Source organism: Enterococcus sp. FDAARGOS_375, from assembly GCF_002393265.1.
GTDB classification, from domain to species: domain Bacteria; phylum Bacillota; class Bacilli; order Lactobacillales; family Enterococcaceae; genus Enterococcus_D; species Enterococcus_D innesii.
This window is the reverse complement of record NZ_CP023515.1, coordinates 1,922,727-1,944,990: the sequence shown is the minus strand read 5'-3', so window position 1 is coordinate 1,944,990 and position 22,264 is coordinate 1,922,727. Positions and strand designations below refer to the sequence as shown.

General features: G+C 44.1%; 21 protein-coding genes. 3 read left to right on the top strand and 18 right to left on the bottom strand.

The window, feature by feature from the left end; translation table 11 throughout:
* Window positions 1–22: 22 nt before the first annotated feature.
* The 7 genes from sufU to CO692_RS10395 form a co-directional block, all read right to left on the bottom strand.
* Window positions 23–517: a Fe-S cluster assembly sulfur transfer protein SufU gene (sufU, locus tag CO692_RS10425; protein ID WP_096742203.1), complete on the bottom strand. Its 495-nt coding sequence runs from the start codon at window positions 515–517 to the stop codon at window positions 23–25.
* Window positions 495–1,739 carry a cysteine desulfurase gene (locus CO692_RS10420; protein ID WP_096742202.1) on the bottom strand — a complete coding sequence of 415 codons (1,245 nt, stop codon included), beginning with the start codon at window positions 1,737–1,739 and terminating at the stop codon, window positions 495–497. Before CO692_RS10420 ends, sufU begins: the two co-directional genes overlap by 23 nt.
* Window positions 1,736–3,040, bottom strand: a complete 1,305-nt coding sequence (sufD, locus tag CO692_RS10415; RefSeq protein ID WP_096742201.1) for a Fe-S cluster assembly protein SufD — start codon at window positions 3,038–3,040, stop codon at window positions 1,736–1,738. The genes CO692_RS10420 and sufD overlap by 4 nt, the downstream gene beginning before the upstream one ends.
* 13 nt (window positions 3,041–3,053) lie before the next feature.
* Window positions 3,054–3,827, bottom strand: coding sequence for a Fe-S cluster assembly ATPase SufC (gene sufC, locus CO692_RS10410; protein WP_005227367.1), 774 nt, complete (start codon window positions 3,825–3,827; stop codon window positions 3,054–3,056).
* 226 nt (window positions 3,828–4,053) lie between these two features.
* Window positions 4,054–4,596 (bottom strand): GNAT family N-acetyltransferase, encoded by a 543-nt coding sequence (locus CO692_RS10405; protein WP_010748768.1) that lies wholly within the window; start codon window positions 4,594–4,596, stop codon window positions 4,054–4,056.
* A 109-nt stretch (window positions 4,597–4,705) separates the two neighbouring features.
* Window positions 4,706–5,191, bottom strand: a complete 486-nt coding sequence (locus CO692_RS10400) for a hypothetical protein (RefSeq protein WP_096742200.1) — start codon at window positions 5,189–5,191, stop codon at window positions 4,706–4,708.
* 91 nt (window positions 5,192–5,282) lie between these two features.
* The gene (locus CO692_RS10395; RefSeq protein WP_096742199.1) at window positions 5,283–6,050 is read right to left on the bottom strand and encodes an AraC family transcriptional regulator; all 768 of its coding nucleotides are present in this window, start codon (window positions 6,048–6,050) and stop codon (window positions 5,283–5,285) included.
* Between the two features lie 101 nt (window positions 6,051–6,151).
* Between CO692_RS10395 and CO692_RS10390 the strand changes: the two genes are divergently transcribed.
* Entirely contained in the window at window positions 6,152–7,684 is a 1,533-nt protein-coding gene (locus tag CO692_RS10390; RefSeq protein ID WP_096742198.1) for an alpha-N-arabinofuranosidase, read from the top strand.
* A gap of 241 nt (window positions 7,685–7,925) precedes the next feature.
* Here CO692_RS10390 and adhE read toward each other — a convergent pair whose 3' ends face one another.
* The 8 genes from adhE to CO692_RS10350 form a co-directional block, all read right to left on the bottom strand.
* Entirely contained in the window at window positions 7,926–10,517 is a 2,592-nt protein-coding gene (gene adhE, locus CO692_RS10385; RefSeq protein ID WP_086293927.1) for a bifunctional acetaldehyde-CoA/alcohol dehydrogenase, read from the bottom strand.
* Between the two features lie 382 nt (window positions 10,518–10,899).
* On the bottom strand, window positions 10,900–11,418 hold the full coding sequence (locus CO692_RS10380) for a GrdB-related putative oxidoreductase (RefSeq protein ID WP_087664851.1): 519 nt from the start codon (window positions 11,416–11,418) through the stop codon (window positions 10,900–10,902).
* A gap of 17 nt (window positions 11,419–11,435) precedes the next feature.
* Window positions 11,436–12,791 carry a PTS cellobiose transporter subunit IIC gene (gene celB / locus CO692_RS10375; RefSeq protein ID WP_096742197.1) on the bottom strand — a complete coding sequence of 452 codons (1,356 nt, stop codon included), beginning with the start codon at window positions 12,789–12,791 and terminating at the stop codon, window positions 11,436–11,438.
* 68 nt (window positions 12,792–12,859) lie between these two features.
* Window positions 12,860–13,192 (bottom strand): PTS sugar transporter subunit IIB, encoded by a 333-nt coding sequence (locus CO692_RS10370; RefSeq protein ID WP_005227348.1) that lies wholly within the window; start codon window positions 13,190–13,192, stop codon window positions 12,860–12,862.
* A 39-nt stretch (window positions 13,193–13,231) separates the two neighbouring features.
* The gene (locus tag CO692_RS10365) at window positions 13,232–14,179 is read right to left on the bottom strand and encodes a N(4)-(beta-N-acetylglucosaminyl)-L-asparaginase (RefSeq protein WP_086293924.1); all 948 of its coding nucleotides are present in this window, start codon (window positions 14,177–14,179) and stop codon (window positions 13,232–13,234) included.
* 124 nt (window positions 14,180–14,303) lie between these two features.
* Window positions 14,304–15,605, bottom strand: coding sequence for a Sapep family Mn(2+)-dependent dipeptidase (locus tag CO692_RS10360; protein WP_086293923.1), 1,302 nt, complete (start codon window positions 15,603–15,605; stop codon window positions 14,304–14,306).
* A 25-nt stretch (window positions 15,606–15,630) separates the two neighbouring features.
* Window positions 15,631–16,359: a GntR family transcriptional regulator, LSA1692 subfamily gene (locus tag CO692_RS10355; protein WP_086293922.1), complete on the bottom strand. Its 729-nt coding sequence runs from the start codon at window positions 16,357–16,359 to the stop codon at window positions 15,631–15,633.
* A 26-nt stretch (window positions 16,360–16,385) separates the two neighbouring features.
* Window positions 16,386–17,228, bottom strand: coding sequence for a YitT family protein (locus tag CO692_RS10350; RefSeq protein WP_005227341.1), 843 nt, complete (start codon window positions 17,226–17,228; stop codon window positions 16,386–16,388).
* Window positions 17,229–17,475: 247 nt separating this feature from the next.
* On the opposite strand from CO692_RS10350, the gene CO692_RS10345 reads away from it, so the two are divergent.
* Window positions 17,476–17,907, top strand: a complete 432-nt coding sequence (locus CO692_RS10345) for an Hsp20/alpha crystallin family protein (RefSeq protein WP_060792622.1) — start codon at window positions 17,476–17,478, stop codon at window positions 17,905–17,907.
* Window positions 17,908–18,038: 131 nt separating this feature from the next.
* On the opposite strand, the gene yajC is transcribed toward CO692_RS10345, so the two are convergent.
* Complete coding sequence (yajC, locus tag CO692_RS10335; protein ID WP_005232170.1) at window positions 18,039–18,380, bottom strand: preprotein translocase subunit YajC; 342 nt, start codon at window positions 18,378–18,380, stop codon at window positions 18,039–18,041.
* Between the two features lie 83 nt (window positions 18,381–18,463).
* On the bottom strand, window positions 18,464–19,609 hold the full coding sequence (gene tgt / locus CO692_RS10330) for a tRNA guanosine(34) transglycosylase Tgt (protein ID WP_086293919.1): 1,146 nt from the start codon (window positions 19,607–19,609) through the stop codon (window positions 18,464–18,466).
* Between the two features lie 198 nt (window positions 19,610–19,807).
* Between tgt and CO692_RS10325 the strand changes: the two genes are divergently transcribed.
* Window positions 19,808–20,518: a DUF975 family protein gene (locus tag CO692_RS10325; RefSeq protein ID WP_086293918.1), complete on the top strand. Its 711-nt coding sequence runs from the start codon at window positions 19,808–19,810 to the stop codon at window positions 20,516–20,518.
* A gap of 449 nt (window positions 20,519–20,967) precedes the next feature.
* On the opposite strand, the gene queA is transcribed toward CO692_RS10325, so the two are convergent.
* Entirely contained in the window at window positions 20,968–21,999 is a 1,032-nt protein-coding gene (gene queA, locus CO692_RS10320) for a tRNA preQ1(34) S-adenosylmethionine ribosyltransferase-isomerase QueA (protein ID WP_010748742.1), read from the bottom strand.
* Window positions 22,000–22,264 lie beyond the last annotated feature (265 nt).

The following is a 22,264-nucleotide window of genomic DNA, read 5'->3' as shown; positions in this document are numbered from 1 at the left end:
ACTCCTTTTGTAGTGCGGTTGTCTATTCGCTGGTTTCTTCAGTGTCAGATTCATTGGCGTGGCTGTGACTGACAGATGCTTGTGTACTGTCGGCAGCAATGGCTTTTTCTAATGCTTTCCAAGCTAAAGTCGCACACTTGATGCGTGCAGGAAACTTCGCCACCCCCCCAAGCATGGAAGCATCGCCTAAGCGATCGCTTTGAGGAATGTCATTTCCTTGGACGAGTTCAGAAAAAAAGCCTGATAGCTCACCAGCTTCTGCTAGTGTCTTACCGATAATCGCATCCCCCATCATGGATGCACTGGCGGTACTGATGGAACAGCCTTCGCCAGTAAACGCGATGTCTTTGATGGTGTCTCCTTCGACAGCGAGCTCCAAGTGGATCACGTCGCCACAGGTAGGGTTATTCAATTCGACTTTGTACGTTGAATCATCCAAGGTGCCCCGATGATGTGGGTGGCTGGAATGATCCAGAATGACTTGTCGATACAAATTATCTAATTTCGTTAGTGCCATGTTGGAAAAACTCCTTCGTCAGCTTGATGGCGTCAACCAGTCGATCGGCGTCCTCTCTTGTATTATACAGGTAAAAGCTGGCCCGTGCAGTCGCTGGGACTTGCAAATAGCTCAAGAGGGGTTGGGCACAATGATGACCTGCCCGTACGGCGATGCCTTCCATGTCTAAAGCGGTGGCAACATCATGAGGATGGATGCCTGCTAGATTAAAGGCGATCACTCCCGTGCGTTTTGCTGCTTCTTGGGGACCATAGATGGTCAAACCTTCAATGGCTTGCAGTTTGGGCAAAACGTAGGCAGCTAAATATGCTTCATGGGCGTGGATGTTTTCTAAGCCGATTTCTGTTAAGTAATCCACCGCTGCACCTAAGCCGATCGCGCCGGCAATATTTGGTGTGCCCGCTTCAAATTTCCACGGCAGTTCTTTCCACGTGCTTTCTTGCAGATGGACAAAATCGATCATTTCACCGCCAAATTCGACGGGCTCCATTTGATCCAGCCATTGCCGTTTGCCGTATAAGACACCGATGCCAGTTGGTCCGCACATTTTATGGCCAGAAAAGGCATAGAAATCACAATCCAGTGCTTGGACATCAACTGCCATATGTGGAACAGCCTGAGCACCATCCACCACCATGACGGCTTGGTGCTGATGCGCCAATTTGGTTAGCTCTGCAATCGGATTGATCACGCCTAAAACATTGGAAACGTGCGCGATCGAAACGATGGCGGTTTTGTCTGTGATCTGTTTCTTGGCATCTTCCATGTCCAAGGTGCCTTCTGGTGTCAACTGGATATATTTCAAGGTAGCTTTTTTCCGAGCAGCTAATTGTTGCCAAGGGATGATATTGGAGTGATGTTCCATATAAGAAATCACGATTTCATCGCCTTCATTGACAAAACGGTCGCCGTAGCTGCGGGAGACCCAATTTAAACCAGTGGTCGTCCCTCGAGTAAACAGCACTTCCGCCGTCTCACTCGCATGGATAAAACGGCGAACCTTTTCTCGTGCGCCTTCATAGGAATGGGTCGCCCGTTCTGCGAGGGTATGAACCCCACGATGAACGTTGGCATTGTCTTGATGGTAATAATCGGTGATTGCCTGCAGCACTGCCTCTGGTTTTTGCGTAGTGGCGGCATTGTCGAGGTAGATCAATGGTTCGTCATTTACGAGCTGATCCAAGATGGGAAACGCTTGTTTCACTTTTTGGGCATCGATCATGCGAGCAACTTCCCTTCGATAACGGCAACCAATTCTTGTTGCACTTCTTTGACTGGGATCGCGGTCAAAACGGATCCTAAGAAACCACGAATCACCAAACGTTCCGCTTCTTCTTTGCGCAACCCACGACTCATCAAGTAGTACATTTCTTCTGGATCGACCCGTCCCACACTGGCTGCGTGTCCGGCTGTTACTTCGTGCTCATCGATCAAAAGGATTGGGTTAGCATCGCCACGGGCTTGGTCTGAAAGCATTAGGACACGGCTTTCTTGTTGCGCGTCCGCTCCTTTGGCTCCTTTTAAAATGTGTCCGATACCGTTAAAGGTTAAGACGCCGCGTTCTCTGATAACGCCGTGTTGCAGGATATGACCAATGGAATGCGGTGCTTTATTGGTGACGCGGGTATCGATCCCTTGTGTTTGGCGTCCAGCACTGATTGCGACCGCTTTGACTTCCGAATGCGCGCCTTCGCCTACAAGATCAGAATCAAAGTCTGCCACGACGTCGCCGTCATTCATGACTCCGATCGCCCAATCTACCATCGCATCTCGTAATACGTAGCCGCGACGATTCATATACGTAGTAATGTTGACACCTAACTGATCAATCGCAGAGAATTTGACCTTCGCGCCTGCTTTGGCAATTACTTCCACTACGATATTGCATGACAGTTTTTTCGCTTGGTCGCCTTTGGTTTGGAAACGTTCCAAGTAGCTGAACTCACTGTGTTCATCGGCAACGATCAAAATGTGTTTGAAGAAATGCGCTTGGCTATTGCCATTGTGGTAGAAAATCGCTTCAAGGGGTTCTTCGATCACCACGTTTTTTGGTACATACAAGAACATGCCGCTATTCATAAACGCCGCATGTGCTGCGGTCATTTTGTCTTCGTCCATTGGCACTGCTTTGGTCATATAGTATTGATTAACCAACTCTGGTACTTCTTTCATTGCTGTAAACAAGTCCGTAAAGATCACGCCTTTGTCGATCAACTCTTGCGGTAATTGCTCAAAGATCGTGGTGTCATCGAACTGAACGAGGGTCGGATGGTTATCCATCGCGTCAAAGGCGGGAACTGCGCCTGCCACTTCTTCTTCTGACAAAGCGTACTCACCAGCAAGTGCTTGTTCGTCGATATTGAACAATGGCCAACGCTCGTAACGCACCCGCTCGATTTTTGGAAACGCAAGTTCATCCACTTTCGCAAGGGCTGCTTGGCGTAATTCCAACATCCATTCAGGCTCTTCTTTTAACGCTGAAAAAACGTTGACTTGTTCAAGATAATCCTGTAATTTTGCCATTTACCTTGCCTCCTTACGCTTCTTCTTCTTTGTAGTCGATCCCTAACTCTTTACTGATCCCAGCATAGCCTTCTGCTTCTAGGCGTTTGGCTAAGTCTGCCGAACCGGTCATCACGACACGGCCTTCCATCATGATATGAACCACGTCTGGTGTGATGTAGTTTAACAGACGTTGGTAATGGGTGATGATCAAAGCGCCAAAGCCTTCGCCGCGCATTTCATTGACGCCTTTTGCTACGACTTTCAAGGCATCGATATCTAGACCAGAGTCGATCTCATCCAAAATTGCAAAGGTTGGCTCTAGCATCAACAATTGTAAGATTTCATTTCGTTTCTTTTCTCCACCAGAGAAGCCTTCATTCAGATAGCGTTCCGCCATTTCTTCTGGCATATTCAATAAATCCATTTTTTCATCTAATTTTTTCAAGAAATCCATGACAGAGATTTTGTCGTCTTCGTCACGTTTGGCATTGATCGCTGCCCGCATGAATTCTGCATTGGTGATGCCTGGAATTTCACTTGGGTATTGCATCGCCAAGAACAGACCTAAACGAGCTCGCTCATCCACTTCCATTTCCAAGACGTTTTCGCCGTCGAACAAAATTTCCCCTTCTGTCACTTCATAATTCGGGTTGCCCATGATGGCAGCGGACAAGGTTGATTTCCCTGTACCGTTTGGTCCCATGATGGCATGGATCTCTCCAGTTTTTAACACTAAGTCAACGCCTTTTAAGATCTTTTTATCTTCGATTTGGACGTGTAGATTTTTGATTTCTAAAACTGACATTTCTTTCCCTCCAGTATCTTTTCTTTCTCACTATTTTAGACTAATTGAGAATGAACTTCAAACGCTATTCCCGACTTTTTTAAAATATTTCTAATCTGTATATTGGAATTATTATAAAGTATTACATAGAGATAGTACATGGTTATTGTCTGTAATGCTAGAAATTTTTTTGATTTGTTGTAAAAAAGAAAAAGGAATACGACATTGGCTGCCGCATCCCCTACCTTCACTTCTGCTGTGCCCATTCTTCTCGCAAGATGCCATACTTGATGGAATCATAATAGGTGCCTTCCCAGAAACGGACTTTGCGGATCTGGGCTTCTTTGGTCATCCCTAGCTTTTCTCCTAGTTTCATCATGCGGTGATTGCCCGACCACGTGGTATAACCCACACGCTGGATATGAGGCTGTGATTCAAACAACTCATTGATCCACTGGCGAATTGCTTGGCTGCCAATGCCTTGATTCCAAAGGGAAGCATCATAGATGGCTATCCCGAATTCCAACCACTGCTGCAAGGTATTGTCTTCCCAATAAGCGGTCGCGATCCCTACGATTCTTCCTTGATAGCTGATCGCTTTACGTAACGGGTTGTCGATACAGCTAGCGCCAAACCCCGTTCGAAATTCTTCCCACGTCAACACGGGGTCTTGGAAATACGGTCCGTCCCATTTTTTCCATTCTAAATCTGCCTTAGGCCCATAGCTGATCGACCAAAGTTCAGCAATCATTTCTTCCGTAATCGGTTGAAGTGTGACTGTTTCTGCCATCTTCAAGCCCCCCTTTCTCCTAGAAAAGTCGTCTCCTTAAACGGTTCTTCACGCATTGTGGAGAACCGTTTGAGATACAAGTACACGTATTGTGATCGACGATCAGTGCTTATTTCCCAAAAAGCTTTTGGAGAAACCCTTTTTTCTCAGAGACTTCCTTTGTTTCAGTCACCTGAAGCGGTCCGGTTTCCTTCACAACTTGCTGAAAGCCACGATTGTCTTGCAGCAACAGACCGTTTAGTTCCAGGATCCCAGACAGACTGCCAATCATCCGCCGCACTTCTCCCGCACTTTTACCGAAAAAGCACTGGTCGTCGTTTTCTTCGGCTTCTTCCAAAATGACCAGCAGCTGTTGGATGCTTTGATTTTGTTCACCTAAGACGTACGACAACTGGTCAACTTCCACTGTGGTAGTTGCCGCTGACGGTACTAAATCCGTTACGAGCTTTAAGCTATCTAAATAATCCTTTAAGTCAAAAATGAACGTTTGTGCTGCTTCATTATTCATTAATTGGCTTTGACTCAATTTGCTTTGTAGCGCTTCCAATTCGCTTGAACGCTTAGAAAGTTCGCTTACGATCGTTTCTGTATCCATACGCCACCTCCTAATGACATTGTCCCGTTTTCTCTTGCATCCGTCAAGAATTCGTCGGTCTTTTTTCTGCGTTTTTACCGATCAGACCTGCCTATTGCTCCTGTTGGTACTTTGTCGGTGCACAGCCATAGCGCTTCGCAAAGAGTCGATTAAAATGGTTGATATTTTGGAAACCAGATTGAAACGCCGCCTCTCGAATCGTCAGCGTTTCGTTGCTGCGTAAATAAAAAAACTTTTGAAACCGAGCTTGCAATAAATCTTCTTTGGGCGTGGTATGAAAAAACTGTTGATAGAGCTTATAGAATTGGCTTTTACCGATGGAAAGCTCGCGGCTAAACTGGTAAAAATCCCATTGCTGTTCGCAATTGACTAACATTTTCAACCGCATCGCTTGAAACAGTTGATAGTGTTCGTTTTGTGGTTGCGGGATGCTTTCTTCAAAATTGCGTTCAAGTAAGACCAATAGATTTGTCATATACGCCGCGATCAATTCTTCCGTGTGCCGTTGCGGCAACAAGGATTCATGATTGATCTTTTGGATCAATTTGTTGATTTGTTGAATATTTTTCGGCTGAAACAATTGATTGCAAGGGATCACATAGGTTTCTTCGATCACCTGGTCCGTTTGAAACTCAACAAAGCTATTAAAAAAATCTTCTTTGCCACGATAATCTTGATAGACGGTTGGAGGAAAAAGAATGCAGCTACCTTTTTCACTAGTTTCTTGATGACCATCTTCAAAAGTGAAAACCATTGGAGACAACGTCAACACGAAAAGATAATGCTTTAAGCCAGAGGGGCGATAAATATGATCGGAAACAGCATTGTGCATTTGAAATCCTGAATAGGTTACGTTCAACTTCTCACTCCTTCCTACTTGCCTTTAGTATAAAGAAAACGGACAAAACGTCAATAGAATAAGACAGAATGTAGTGTTTATTTTCATGGACTATCGCTACAATGAAAGAAAAGAAAGGGGTTGCAAAATTGAAGAAAACTACGATGTATTTAGACAAACACTTTATTTTGGCACCAGTCGACGAACGGATCTACGGCTCTTTTGTGGAGCACTTAGGGCGCTGTGTGTACGAAGGGATCTATCAACCAGAAAGTCCTTTTGCCGATGATCAAGGCTTTCGTCAAGATGTCGCTGCCTTGATCAAGCAGTTGAATGTGCCGATCGTCCGTTACCCAGGAGGCAATTTCGTCTCTGGGTATAAATGGGAAGATAGCGTCGGCCCTAAAGAGCAACGGCCAGCAAAAATCGATTTGGCCTGGCGGGTAATCGAAAGCAATCAGTTCGGCTTAAACGAATTTATGGATTGGACCAAGCAAGTCAATACGGCACCGATGATGGCGATCAATCTTGGGACACGAGGAATCGAAGCAGCGAAAAACTTGATCGAATACACCAATTTAAAAGGCGGCAGCTATTATAGTGACCTCCGTCGTGCCCATGGGGTGGCCGATCCTCATGACATCAAACTTTGGTGTCTAGGCAATGAAATGGACGGTCCTTGGCAAGAAGGACATAAGACAGCCGATGAATACGGCCGTCTCGCAGAAGAAGCTGGCAAAGCGATGCGTCTGGTGGACCCAACGATCGAAACCGTCGCTTGTGGTAGTTCTTCTCTCACGATGCCGACCTTTGGCATGTGGGAAGATACAGTATTAAGTCATTGTTACGATCAAGTCGACTACATTTCCATGCACCAATATTATGGCAACCGTAACGGCGATAGCCAAGATTATCTAGCAAGCAATGTCGCAATGGATCAGTTCATCAGTCAAGTCGCAGCAATCTGTGATGCAGTGAAAGCCAAACGCCGAAGCAAGAAGACGATCAATATTTCCTTCGACGAATGGAACGTCTGGTATCACTCAAATGAACAGGATCAAAAAATTGAACCTTGGAGTCAACACCCACCACAATTAGAAGACGTCTATCACTTTGAAGATGCGTTACTCGTCGCAAGCATGATGATCACGATGCTTCATCACGCAGATCGCGTTAAAATCGCCTGCATGGCACAGCTGGTCAACGTGATCGCACCGATCATGACTTCCGATACTGCCGCTTGGAAACAAACGATTTTTTATCCCTATGAAATGATCAGCAACTATGGTCGCGGTCACGTGTTGCATAGCATCCTTCGAGGAGCTGATTTCGATAGCAGCCACGGAAAAGCTTCTTATGTGGATGCCATTGCGATCGAAAACGAAGATGACTATTTAACCTTTTTCTTAGTAAATAAGGATTTGCAGGATGCCAATGAATTCACTTGCGACTTGCGTCAATATAATTCATTGCAAATCGCTACCCATCAAGTCTTGCACCACCCAGACTTGCATGCCGCCAATACCGAAGCAACCCCGAACAACGTTGTGCCCGTCAATGGAAAAACAGCGGAATTGAATGACGGCATTTTGCGTGTCGTCTTGGAAAAACAAAGCTTCCAGATGCTACGCTTGAAGAAAAACGTCAGCAAGTAACGAGCGTATCTGTTTGAGCAAAAAAAGCAGCAGCCTTGGTGACATCCTGAAAAAACGAGACTTTTACGGAGTGGAGAAATCCACTCCTTTTTTATGCCCCCCTGTTCAATTGCTATTTTTCGCATTCTTAACTGATCTGGGCAAAAAGGCGGCAACTGTCGGCTTACTTTTCCAAAAAAAGAGACGACAAAAGAACACCCTGCGGCAGCTAAGATACCGCAGGGTGTTCTTGATTCATTGTTTAGCCGTTATAGGCATCAACGATGATTTGTTTCAATTCAGAGATTAGTGGTTCTTTTGGATTTGCTGTTGTACATTGGTCTTCGTAAGCCAATTCAGCCATGCGATCAACTGTTGTATCTAGTGTTTGTTGAGTGACGCCTTGCGCTTTCAAGCTCATGTCGATACCAACAGATTGTCCTAATTCGTAAACAGCTGTTGCCAATGCTTCAACCAATTCAGCCGTTGTTTTGCCTTTAAGACCTAAGAATTTCGCAATGTCTGCGTAATCTGTATCGGCACGGAAGAAGTCATATTTAGGGAACATTGCATGTTTTTGTGGGTCTTTGGCATTGTAACGGATGATGTGCGGTAAAAGAATCGCATTTGTACGTCCGTGAGGAATACCATATTCACCACCGATTTTGTGAGCTACAGAGTGACAAATACCTAGGAATGCATTGGCGAAGGCCATACCTGCCATTGTTGAGGCATTATGCATTTTTTCGCGAGATTCCATATCAGGCGTTTTCACTGATTTTTCTAAGTAGTCAAAGACTAACTTGATTGCTTGTAAGCTCAATCCACGAGTGTAATCAGATGCCATTACTGACACATAAGATTCGATCGCATGAGTCAAAACGTCCATTCCAGTGTCTGCTGTAACAGAAGCAGGTACTGACATTACGAATTGAGGGTCAACGATTGCAACATCTGGTGTCAATGCGTAATCAGCTAATGGGTACTTCACGTGTGTTTCACTGTCAGTGATAACCGCAAATGGGGTTACTTCAGAACCAGTACCAGACGTTGTTGGGATACAAACGAATTGCGTTTTTTCTGGTTTGTCGATCTTGTATGTCCGTTTACGGATATCTAAGAATTTTTGTTTCGCGCCGAAGAATGAAGTATCTGGGTGCTCATAGAACATCCACATGCCTTTGGCAGCATCCATTGCTGATCCACCACCAAGGGCGATCACTGTATCTGGTTTGAAATCAACCATCATTTTTGTTCCAGCGTAAACGGTGTTTGTTGATGGGTTTGGTTCTACGTCAGAGAAGACTTCGATTTTCACGTCATTTTTACGACGAGCAAGTACTTCACGAACCGTATCGCAATAGCCGAATTGAACCATACCAGGGTCACAAACGATCATGACACGTTCAACGTTTTCCATTTTCTCCAAGTACATTAGAGAGTTCTTTTCAAAGAAGATTTTTGGTGGCAATTTAAACCATTGCATATTATTTCTCCGTTTCGCTACAGTTTTCACGTTGATCAAGTTCACAGCAGAAACATTTCGTGATACAGAGTTTTTCCCGTATGAACCACAACCAAGTGTCAATGATGGAATCATTTCGTTGTAGATATTTCCGATACCACCTTCTGCAGATGGTGTGTTAACTAAGATACGGCAAGCTTTCATGCGTAGGCCGAATGCTAATTGCAAGTCTTCGTTTTCAGTGTGGATCACCGCTGTATGGCCTAGTCCGCCTAAATCAAGCATTGCTTCACATTTTTCGAACGCGTCTTCTGTGTTGTTTGCTTTGATCATTGCTAAAACTGGAGAAAGTTTTTCTCTTGATAGTGGGTAATCAGCACCGACACCGTCAAGTTCAGCGATCAATAATTTTGTTCCTTCTGGTACGTTGATGCCTGCTAATTTCGCGATTTCCATTGCTGAATGTCCAACGATTGCTGGATTTACGGCATATTTTCCTTCGTTCATCACGGCATCTTCAAGTTTTTGTAATTCTTTTGCTTTTACAACATAGACTTGATGTGCTTCAAATTCTGCTTTCACAGAGGCATAGACTTCTTTATCAACGATCACTGCTTGTTCAGAGGCACAGATCATTCCGTTATCAAAAGTTTTTGATACGATCAAGTCATTGACTGCTCGTTTCACTTTCGCTGTTTTTTCGATATATGCAGGTACGTTCCCTGGTCCAACACCTAATGCAGGTTTACCAGTTGAGTATGCTGCTTTGACCATGCCAGCGCCACCAGTTGCTAATACGATCGCAATTCCTGGGTGGTTCATCAATAAGCCAGTCGCTTCGATTGATGGATGTTCGATCCATTGCACACAGTTTTCAGGTGCCCCAGCAGCGATGGCTGCATCACGAACGATACGTGCAGCTTCTGCTGAACATTTTTGTGCAGATGGGTGGAAAGCAAAAACGATCGGGTTACGTGTTTTCAAAGCGATCATTGCTTTAAAGATCGTTGTAGATGTTGGGTTAGTTGTTGGTGTTACCCCACAAACGACACCAACTGGTTCAGCGATTTCGATCAAGCCTTTTTGTTTGTCTTCATTGATCACGCCGACTGTTTTGTCATGTTTGATACTGTTCCAAATATATTCTGAAGCGTACATGTTTTTGATCGCTTTATCTTCATAGATACCACGACCAGTTTCTTCTACTGCCATTTTAGCTAAAGGCATATGTTTGTCTAATGCTGCCATTGCCATTTCATGAACAATGTGGTCCACTTTTTCTTGATCAAAGTTTTCCATTTCCTTTAACGCCACATTTGCCTTCGTTGCTAAATCGTCAATCATTGCTTGTACGTCGATCGTCACTTCTTTTTCCAATGTCTTAGCCATTGTTTGTCCTCCTAGTTTTTAAACAAGTTTTGTTTGTTAACTACTTCACATACAGATCATACAACATCTTTTTTCGTTTGTAAATAGTTTTTGTGATTTTTTTCACAGTTTTATTAAACTCCCTTTAAATTAAGCGTTTTCAAGAACTTTCAAGGAAAAGAAGTGGACAAAAGTTTCGGTTTTTATTAAGAAAAATGTCATGTGTTAAATTGAACAATAGATTAAAAAACTTTTTGTTCACTTTGGAAAAAAATCACTCTTCCTTCTACTATTTTATCTAAGATTGCCGTATACTCCCTCTAGTATTCTATCCCTCCCTCAATGGCTATTAGTGTCTATTGAGGACAAAAAAACGACCAGCCAACGCTGATCGTCTTTCTCTTTAAAACAAATCCTCTTGGTCTACTTCTGTTAGAGGCTTTCCGTGGGCAAGCTGGGAAACAACGTGCGCCATCTTTTTGTAGGAATCATTCAATCCAATCCCGCCTTTTTTCGGCATCTTCAAGATATAGATGTCTTTGGCATAGATTGCCACTGCTGGGTTTTCCTCTGACATCGCTGCAGCCCCTGGAATTCCTTGCGCATTGAATACTTTCGTCAATCCTGCTGCCATTTCGCCAAAATTAGGATAATGCATCGCAGGTCCGCAAAGAACGGCATCGGCATCAAATTTTTTAGCAAACCCCACAAATTTTTTGTTCACTTCTTCTTGATGCTCGTGATAATATTGGTCACCACAATAGAGTGTTGCAACGATTTGTGCGTCTTGCTCTTGAAAAAGTGGATTCAAGGTTCGACCTGGACCAAGGGCAGCTTTTTTGCCGCTTGGCGGCAACTGAGCATTTTCATCACTTCCCATCCCTGCAGTGACATGATTGAGAATCAAAATTATTTTTTTCATGAGCGGCGCCTCTTTTCTTATAGATCATCAAAATCGAAATCGTCAAAATTGATTTCCTCTTCTTCTTGTTCAACGGCATCCGCTTCTTCTTTTAGATATTGATTATCTAAGACTTTGATAAACGGATAATAAATAGCCATTCCTAAGAGGATTAACAAGACTTGTAAAACAGACGCTTGCCAACCACTGACTAAGAAACCAGAAATAATCGGTGGCGTGGTCCAGGGCAGTTGAATTCCATTGGTATAGTTGACTAATCCAAGATCCATACAGAAGTAAGAGATAATAATATTGATCGTTGGCACTAAAGCAAAAGGAATCAGCAGAACTGGATTCAAGACGATCGGTAACCCAAAGATGATTGGTTCATTGATCCCAAAGATACCTGGTATCAACGATAACTGTGATAGTTTTTTGACCCTTTGGCTTTTACAGACTAAGATCATGACTAAAATCAAAGACAATGTCGAACCGCCCCCGCCAAAGGTCGCGAACATGTCTTGAAATTGACCGGTGATAATGTTAGGAATTTCTGCGCCATTCTTGAAAGCATCTAAGTTTTCAATAGATAATGCCCGTAAGATAGGGTTGAAGACAGCGCCGACCACACTGGAACCATTGATCCCAAAGAACCAGAAAAAATGCAAAAATAGGTAGGCTATGATCATGGCACCTAAAGTATTTCCTAAACTTAACAACGGTGTCTGTAAGAACTTAAAGAGGATCTCTTGCAGATTGCCATAAGACGTTAAGTTGGCTAACCAGTTGGCGATCATAAAAACCGTCACGATCACAAAGCTGGGAATCAATGCCTCAAAGGATTTCACCACGGTTGGGGGAACACCGTCAGGCATTTTGATCGTCCACCCTTTGCGTAATAACGCAACGAACATTCTGGTGGAAATCAAGGCAACGACCATCCCTAAGAACAAACCGCTAGAACCCATCCATCGTAATGGCAGGCTGCCAACTTCATAAACGTCCGTAGAGCCTTCTGGTGTGAAAACGGTCGTAAATGGTGTCACGATAAAAAAAGAAACGAGTGAAATAATGGCTGCTTGCATGGCATCAACTTTAAACTGTTTTGCCAAACTATACCCGATCCCACCAACAGCTAAAATCGTCATAATGTCAAAGCTGGCTGTTGCTGGCATATTCAACATCGTTGCCCAGTTGTCTCCCAGCAAACTGCTCATCATCTCGTTCCAATTTGGAATCGGAAAATTGGTCAAGACTAAAAAGAGTGACCCCACGATCAACAACGGTGTGGATAATAAGAAACCATCACGAATTGCAATCAAGTATTTGTTTTCACCGATCGTCTTTGCCATCGGTGTTAACACTTTTTCTAACCAGTTTAAAAATTTCTGCATTTTTCTTCCTCCCATCTGCGTGCTAACTAGCAGATAACACGTAGTCCCCTGTTACTCCAACACTTTTATTACTTTGCTTTGGCTTTTTTGATCAAGCTTAAGGCATCTTTCAATGCTCGTTCGCCATCCATCATGCCGTATGCTTCTGTCGCGATCGTGCCGACTGGAATCCCCATTGGCTCGAAAGTTGCTTTCATTTTGCTATCTAAGTGTCGTACTTGTGGACCTAACAAAATAGCGACGGGTTTTTCTTGTTCGACTTTTTCTTCTGCGTGGATCGCAGGGAATGCTTCGATCGTCAAAGGCATGTTGTGCTTTTTGACGACTTCCATCATTTTATTGACCATGATACTCGTTGACATTCCAGCTTCACAAAACAAATAGATTTTTTTCGTTGCCATATCCATTCCTCCAATGTTTGTTTTTCTCAATCGCGGTTGTTAGACCGGCGCTTTGATTCGTTTTTCATAAGCCTCCAACCATTCTTGCGTGATGGGTTCGATCACGGTTGTCTGCTCAGGACCTGGCGTTGCCATAAAAATAGCAGGCTCTTGCTTGGTGGTTGCGACACTAAAGGTAAATTCTACATTGGTTGCCACGCCCCAGCGCCCCTGTTTATCTAAGGCGATCAGCGAGAAGGCGCCGGCTTTGCCGTAGCGCTTCTTCAATCGCGCTTCAAAGTCGTAAACGGCTTGATCACATGCTTCTTGCGGTGCTAGCCCTGCTCCCATCAAACGGACGATCTCGTAGGAAAGGCAGCCTTTCATCAAGTCTTCCCCTAACCCTGTGGCAGCGGCACCGCCGATTTCACTATCCACATAAAAACCAGATCCAGATAAAGGTGAATCGCCAACACGACCGCTTTTTTTCATAAATAAACCAGAACTAGAGGTTCCTGCTGCCATGCTTTGGTGTTCATCCAGCGCAACTACTCCCACTGTATCGTGGCCGTCATAGGGATTGAGGTTGTTGGCAGCGATCTCTGCTTTGCGCTTTTCCCAAATGGTTTTGGCTCGCGGTGTCAACATCTCTTTGGGCTGGAATCCTTCGGCAAGCGCATAAGCGACCGCTCCTTGGCCGATCCGAAAACTATTGAATTTTTCCTCACTTAGGCGGCGTGCCACGGAAATAGGATTTTCCACATCGACGATCCCAGCGACGGCACCAATTTTGAAGGTATCACCATCCATAAAGGCAGCGTCCATTTCCAACACGCCTTCTTCGTTGGGCAGTCCGCCATACCCCACCGATTTATAAAATGGATAATCTTCCACTGCTTTAATGGCTGTTTCTACTGCATCTTGGCAGGAGCCTTGTTGCTCTAATAGTGCTTTAGCAGCGAGCACGCCATCGTGTGCCATCCGCCATGTAGCAATCATTCCCCACATAAATATCCCTCCATTTTTCATAGCGCTTTCAAGTATATTCTATACGGTATATACTACTATGTCTATACTAAAAAAAGAGTTTCTCAAAAAAAATGGAAAAACTCTTCTTCGTTCGTGTCTTCGCTTATTTTGTCAGTGCTTGTAAGCTGCGCAGATAAATTTCAAGATTCATCCGTAGATCGGCAACCGCCATGTACTCATCTTGGTTATGAGCGATCCCTTTTTGCCCTGGAAAAGACGGACCAAAAGCAAGGATGTTTGGCATCTTGCGGGCATAGGTTGCTCCTGTAGTCGTCACGGGGGTTGGATCATTGCCCGTTACTTGGTGATAGATCGTCGATAGCGTTTGGATTTCGGGGGCATCTTTTGATCGGCAGAACCCCGGAATGCTGCGAAGGATCGTAAGACTTGCCCCTTTTGGCAATGCCTTTTGCACCCCAGCGAGTACTTGTTCCTCCGTTACCGATACCGGATAGCGAAAGGCCACTTCTAACGCTAGTCCACTGGCGGATTTTTGGAGAACCACAGGGGTCAAGATCAACTTTCCTGAATCAGCATCTTCTAGTACCAAATCAATGCCTTCGCCATAGTGCTGCTGGTGAAAACTTTGGGCGATCCACTGCAAAGCTGCTTGCAAGGATGGTGTCGCTGCTAGTTGCGGTGCTGCTTGCTGGGCAAGCTTTGTAATGGCATTGTCCCCTAGCTCAGGGGCATTGCTAGGGGAACGTTTGCCTAGTGCTTCAAAGGACTGACTGCCTACGGTTACCGATAGGTGGTCTGGTACATGATCGCGGAATTGATCGCCAGAAAACGCCGCTAACAGCTGCTGTTCTTGGGCGGGCAATGGAAAATCAAGTTGCACATTGACGACACCTCGTTCGCCGTAAACCACTGGATACTTGCAGTCTGGCGTAAAACCAAAACGCGGTGGCTGCTCAACCGCTAGAAAATGCGGGATATCCGACATGCCGCTTTCTTCATCTGTACCGAAAATGATCCGCAGCGGTAATTGCGGTTGATGACCAAGGTCTTTCAATAATTTCATGGCAAACAAACAGCTGATGATCGGGCCTTTGTTATCTAAGATCCCTCGGCCATAAAAGTTGCCGTCTTTTTCAGTTAGTGCAAAGGGTGGGTAGCTCCAGCCAGAACCTGCCGAGACGACATCCAAGTGTCCTAACACACCGATATAGTCGGTATCCGTTGGTCCCCAATGGGCATAGCCGATCGCATCATCAATGACCGTTGTTTGAAACCCGTATGCTGCGCTTTTTTCCATGACGTATGCTAACACTTCTCGTGGTCCTGTGCCATAAGGCGCATGAGGCGCCGGCTCACCTTTGACGCTTGCAATCTGCATCACCTCGCTCAAAAGTGTGAGAAATTCTGACCAATTGGCTTCAATACTTGCTGTGAGTGGATCCATTGTCTTCACCTCTAAAGGATTGATTTTATTTTTGACGCACTAATGTATTTTTGAAGGTATATTTGTCTGCTCGGTAATAGGATGTATCGTATAAGATCGGTTTGGCTGATGCGGAATAGGTCATCGAATGGACCAAAAGCATCGGTTCCTCTTGAGGCACCTGCAAAAGTTTCGCAATATCGGCAGGACTTTTCACAGCTTCCACCTCTTGATGGGAATAACCAATCTCGATGTTGGCTTCAATGACTTGATACAAAGACGACTCTAATTGAGCTTTCGTGAGTTCTGCGGTGTCTTCTTGCAAATAGCGTTTCAGTACGTAAAGATTTTCCACCGTCATCGGCTCATCATCAAAGTAACGCAAGCGCACCAAATAAACGATCGGTTCCTTGGCGTAATCGCCAAACAGCTGCCCAATCTCTATCGGGAGCTCTTTGACGGTTTCGATATGCAAAACTTCCGTACGGGTCTTTTTCCCTTGGATCTTTGCAGTTTCAGTAAAACTTTGGAGCCCGCCAGAGCCGCTTGGGATCTTGGGCTGTTTCATGACATAGGTTCCTTTGCCTTTTTCTTTCACTAACAAATTCTGGCCAATCAATAGATCGATGGCTTTGCGCACCGTTAAACGGCTGCACTGAAATTCCTCTGCTAAATCATAATCGGAAGGAAGCTTTTGGCTCGTCACGTACGTACCTTCATGAACCCGTTGCGCAATCTGCTGGGCAACTTCTTGAAATACTGCTTGTTTTTTCAACGTCTCTCCTACTTTCTTTCACTTTGCTACCATTCATAAAACGATCGATTGGCACTGACGCCAGAAGAAACACTGACAAACGCTTGTTCATCGATTCCTTGGATCATGCCTTCGACGGTCTTGAGTTCTCTATGGGAAATAACCAGTAATAATAGTTTTTTCTGTTGATGATCAAATCCACCTTCGACATCGTTGATGACCGTGATGCCTCGCTGCAAAGCACATTGCAACGTCGTAATGACGGGTTCTGCTTTTTCTGTAACGACCAGCAGCTGCACACGCCGCTGTTTCAGGTTGACGTAGTCGACCATCCGCCCACTGATGAAGAAGGAAATGGCACTATAAAAAGCATAAGGCCAGCCAAAGATCAGCCCAGCTGCTAGCTGCAAACTGACATTGAAGCCGATAAAGAAACTGCCGATACTTCTACCAGTGGCTTTTTTCACTAAAATTCCTAAAATATCAAGCCCACCCGTTGAAAAATCGTCGTTCAATGTCAAGCCCACCGACACCCCGTGCAGCAATCCGCCGAACACGGCACAGATCACCGGATCGGTCGTTAAAGCAATGACCGGTACCACCTTCATCATAACAGAAGACAGGACGACGGTACAAACCGTCATGATGGTAAATTCTCGATCGATTTTGACCCAAGCAACCGCTAACAATGGCGCATTAAAAAAAAGCACCAAAAGCGGGATCGAAAGCTGCAGGTTCAACTGCTCGTCTAAAAGCTGCGACAACAATTGCGACAAACCAGTGATCCCACTCGCATAAATATTTCCCGGCAGCCAAAAGAGATTTAAAGCAATCGACGACAACAATGCATAGATCAAAGCAACAAGCATTCGTTTTCTATAACGTGCCATGTTTTTCCTCCTCCACTTCGATTTTAGTATATATCATTAAGTATATACTGTCACGCAAAAAAAGCAGGCGAAATGAGGGGAAAAGCAGGAACGAAGCAATGTAAAAAAACGCCAAAATCAAGGAGTAAAACGTTGGTATCAAAGGTTTTTTAAGATTTTTTTAAAGCGAGTAAATCACTTGAAATTCGCTAAAAAATGAATAAAATAAAAAGTGTAAAAACAAAAGAATAAAGAAAGGATGATTCTTATGACACATGAGATTGTGCCACGCCGCTCAGATTCATACAGTATGACACCTTTTGATTTCTTTGAAGATTTTGGCCGCAGTTTTTTTGATGGGTTTAAATCGAACCTGATCAAAACCGATATTCACGAGAATGACAAGGAATTTCTCGTTGAAGCAGAACTGCCTGGCATCCCTAAAGAAAATATTCAAGTAACCTATGAAAATGGGGTTTTAACGATTACGGGACAACACCAGACGGATCATGCGACCGAAGATGAAAAAGGACGTCTGGTTCGCAGCGAGCGCAGCTTGACAAGCGTTCGGCGGCAATACCTGTTAGAAAACGTCAAAGAGGATGAAATCAAAGCCTCTTACGCTGAAGGAATTTTGAAATTGACGTTGCCAAAAGACCAAGGCAAACAAGCGTCAAAGAAACTGATTCCGATCGAGTAACGAAGGCAATCAAAGCACCGCAGCAAAACGAGCGATCTCTGTTTTGCTGCGGTGCTTGTTTTATTTTAGAACCTGTCCGACTACTAAAAAAACGCACCATCACTTCTGAGAAAGCGACGGTGCGTTTGTGCTTATTCTTTGGTTTCGTCTTGGATGCTCGTTGCGTCTTCGACATCAGCTGGTTCGATTTGTGTTTCAACGGATGCAACAGTTCCAGGTTTCACTGTGCGGATCGCTGAACGATCAAACTCTAAGAAAATTCCTTCACAGTCGATGATCACGGTGCTTTTTTCTGTGTTGACTTCAGAAAGAACGCCGTGGAGTCCGCCGATGGTTACGACTTCATCGCCAGCTTTCATATTTTCTAAAAGATTTTTACGCTCTTGCTGTTGTTTCTTTTGTGAACGACTCATAAAGAACCACATTGCCACTAAAGCAACCAGCATAAAGAGCATTGGTAAAGATTGTGCCATTTTTTTCACCTCGATTTATTTTCTTTCCTATAAGATACTTTATCAGAATTCCTCTATTATTCCCACCATTTTAGTAGAGAATGTTAGAAATTCCTCGCATTTTCCTTGTTGAACCCATACTCTTCAATAAAATGCTCACGGAACTCCAACAAGTTGTCATCCATGATGGCTTGACGGACATTTTTCATCAGATTTAATAAGAAGTAGACATTGTGGTAAGACGTCAAACGCATACCAAAGGTTTCATCACATTTGATCAAGTGACGGATGTACGCACGAGAATAGTTTTTACATGTATAGCAATCACACTTCTCGTCAATTGGTCGAAAGTCACGGGCATATTGCGCATTTTTCACGACTAAACGACCTTTTGAAGTCATACAGGTACCGTTTCTTGCGATCCGTGTTGGTAAAACGCAGTCGAACATATCGACACCGCGAATCACGCCATCGATCAAGGAGTCAGCTGCCCCAACGCCCATCAGGTAACGTGGTTTGTTTTCTGGAATGCAAGGAGTTGTAAATTCCAACACGCGATTCATTTCCGCTTTTGGTTCGCCAACTGACAGGCCGCCGATGGAATACCCTGGGAAGTCCATACTGATCAAGTCTTGGGCACTTTGCTTGCGCAAGTCTTCAAATCCTGCACCTTGAATGATCCCAAACAAGCCTTGCCGATCTGGATTGGCATGGGCTTTCAAGCCACGCTCCGCCCAGCGAGACGTCCGTTCCACCGATTTTTTGACGTAGTCATAGCTTTCATCAAATGGCGGACACTCATCAAAACTCATCATGATATCTGACCCTAATTTGTTTTGGATATCAATCGCTTTTTCAGGAGATAAAAACATTTTCGATCCATTCAAATGGTTTTTGAAATGGACACCTTCTTCGACGATGTTGCGCATTTCGGCTAATGAAAAGACTTGGAAGCCACCTGAATCTGTTAAGATCGGTTGATCCCAATTCATAAATTTATGTAAGCCGCCTGCTTCTGCAACAATGTCTTCTCCTGGACGTAACCACAAGTGATAGGTATTGCTTAAAATGACGCCTGCACCCATTTCTTTCAACTCTTCAGGGGCAAGGGTTTTGACCGTTGCTAATGTGCCGACTGGCATGAACATTGGCGTTGGAAAGGTTCCGTGAGGCGTGATCAGTTCGCCTAAACGGGCACCGGTATGCTTTTCTTTCTTTATCAGACGATAACGAATGGCTGGTTCCGTCATTCATTTCCCTACTTTCTCTCTATACTCGATTAACTATGCAACGCTATCTATGATAAGGGTTGCCCTTACATTTTGCAAGGAAGTTTAAAGAAACTAAGAGTATTTTCTCCTAGTCATGCGAAACATCTATTACTTTTTTTTGAAGATTTAGCGAAAGTTTGCTATCATGTTATTTATATTGAAGGGAGGTTTTTTGAAATGAAATCAAATAGAGAACTAAAAGCAGAAGCAAAAGCAATCCTGCGAGGACGCTGGAAAGACAGTGTTTTGATGTGTATTGTACCGACTTTGATCTCGATCGCTATCGCATTCGTCATTATCGTCCTTACTGTTATTCCATTGTATCAAAGCGGTATGTTCAATGATCTTGGTTCTACCGATGCAGTCAATTCCGCTAGCGGCAGTGGTGGCAGTGGCGGCGGCGGTTTGATCAGCGGTCTATTTTCTGCCTTATTCGGTGCTGGGATCTCTTGGACTTTCCTTGATCTTTTACGCGGTAAAAAACAGTCGATCCAACCCTTTTCTGATGTCTTTCGTGGCTTCAGTGGTGCTTTCGTGTTAGGGATCATCGTCATTTATATTTTGTCGACTATCTTCACGACGTTGTGGACATTCCTGTTTATCATTCCTGGGATCATTAAAGCTTATTCTTATTCTCAAGCATATTTTGTCTTTTATGATACCTATGAAGAAACGGGCATGCGGCCAGATTTTCTCAGCTGCATCACAGGTAGCCGTCATTTAATGAGAGGCTACAAAGGTCAACTGTTCATCCTTGATCTGAGCTTCATCGGCTGGCACATTTTGGCCATCATGACTGCAGGAATCGGCTACTTATGGCTGACACCTTACATCAGTGCAACCAAAGCAGCGTTTTATGACAATCTGCCTAAACGAGCACTTGCTTAAAAGATCGGTTCGCCGGTCTTTTTTTTGAGGAAAACGACCTTTTTCTTTTGCAAACGCTTTCGTTTCGTGTTATAGTATACGTGTAAGGAAGGTAGCAACTCTGTTGGTGGTTTTCGTAAATATCGCAAACTCAATCTACTAAAAGTTGTTGAACGTACAAGTTTCACCTAGTACCAAACGTGTAAAGTAACAAGAAGAAAAACGTAACAAGGATCGAACATTTCCATATCGAAAAATGATACGTCTCATTTTGTATCTGAATACACGAAACATGTGTAAGTTTGTAAATGAAAACAAATTTTCGAGAAACATTGCTTTGCATGGACCACAAAAAGCGACCACCACTTATACCTTCCTCTAGTAGTAAGCTGGGCGACAAAAAAGCAGTTCTAAAAGTTGAGAAATTGTTTCAACTTAAAGAGCCGCTTACGTCGCTCAGTTTTTTTTGTTTATTTTAAGAACATCGCATCGCCAAAGCTAAAGAAGCGATACCGCTCATCGATGGCATGTTGGTAGGCAGAAAGTGTTAGGTCGCGTCCTGCAAAGGCACTGACTAACATCACTAAGGTTGATTTTGGTAAATGGAAGTTGGTAGAAAAAGCTTCCACGATTTTAAACTGATAGCCTGGCGTGATAAAAATACTCGTCCACCCACTATCGGCTTTGATTTGCCCATCAAACTTGGTCCCAATGGTTTCTAGTGTACGGATCGAAGTCGTTCCGACTGCAACGATCTTGCCACCATTTGCCCGAACCTCGTTCAATTGCGCAGCAGCTTCTTCTGTCAAACGGTAAAATTCGCTGTGCATCTCATGATCAGCGATATTATCGACACTGACTGGACGAAACGTTCCTAAACCAACGTGCAAAGTCAGATAAACCAGCTTGACGCCTTTTGCGGCGATCTGCTCCAGCAATTCTGGGGTAAAATGCAAGCCGGCAGTTGGTGCGGCAGCTGAGCCGTTTTCTTTGGCATAAACCGTTTGATAGCGGTCTGGGTCTTCTAGCCGTTCTTTGATGTAAGGCGGTAACGGCATTTCGCCAAGTGATTCCAGAATCTCTAAAAAGATTCCTTTGTATTGAAAACGAATGATCCGGCCGCCGTGATCGAGCTCTTCTTCCACCACTGCCTCTAATCGTCCGTCGCCGAAGGTGATCTTCGTGCCGACTTTGGCTCTTTTGGCTGGCTTGATCAAGGTTTCCCACGTATCCCCTTCAATATTATTCAGTAAAAGGATTTCCAGATGGGCACCTGTTTCTTGTTTTTCGCCATAGATACGAGCTGGTAGCACCCGTGTATCATTCATCACCAAGGCATCGCCGGGTGCCAATTCATCAATGATGTTATAGAAGTGCTTGTCCTCAAATTTGCCAGTCTCACGGTCAACCACTAATAAACGGGAACTTGAGCGATCGCTTAATGGCGTTTGGGCGATCAGTTCTTCCGGTAATTCAAAATCAAAATCTTCAGTTGTAAGCATGTTGTTCCTCTCTTTCCCTAAATTCTTCTCTATTCTAGCATGTTTTTATAAAAATTGAAAAAACAGCTTTTAATTCTGCCCTTTCTTAGAAAAAATTAAAGAGACTGCTGCCAAGGCGTTCTACAAAAAAGCACCCCTTTTCCCAATGAAAAATAACGACATATTTTCGCCGTTTCTTTTCCCTATGCATCGCTCCTTAATTTGGACTTGCTTATGGCGCTATTTTCAGTTTTGTCTATACAATTATGAAAAAAATGGGCAGATT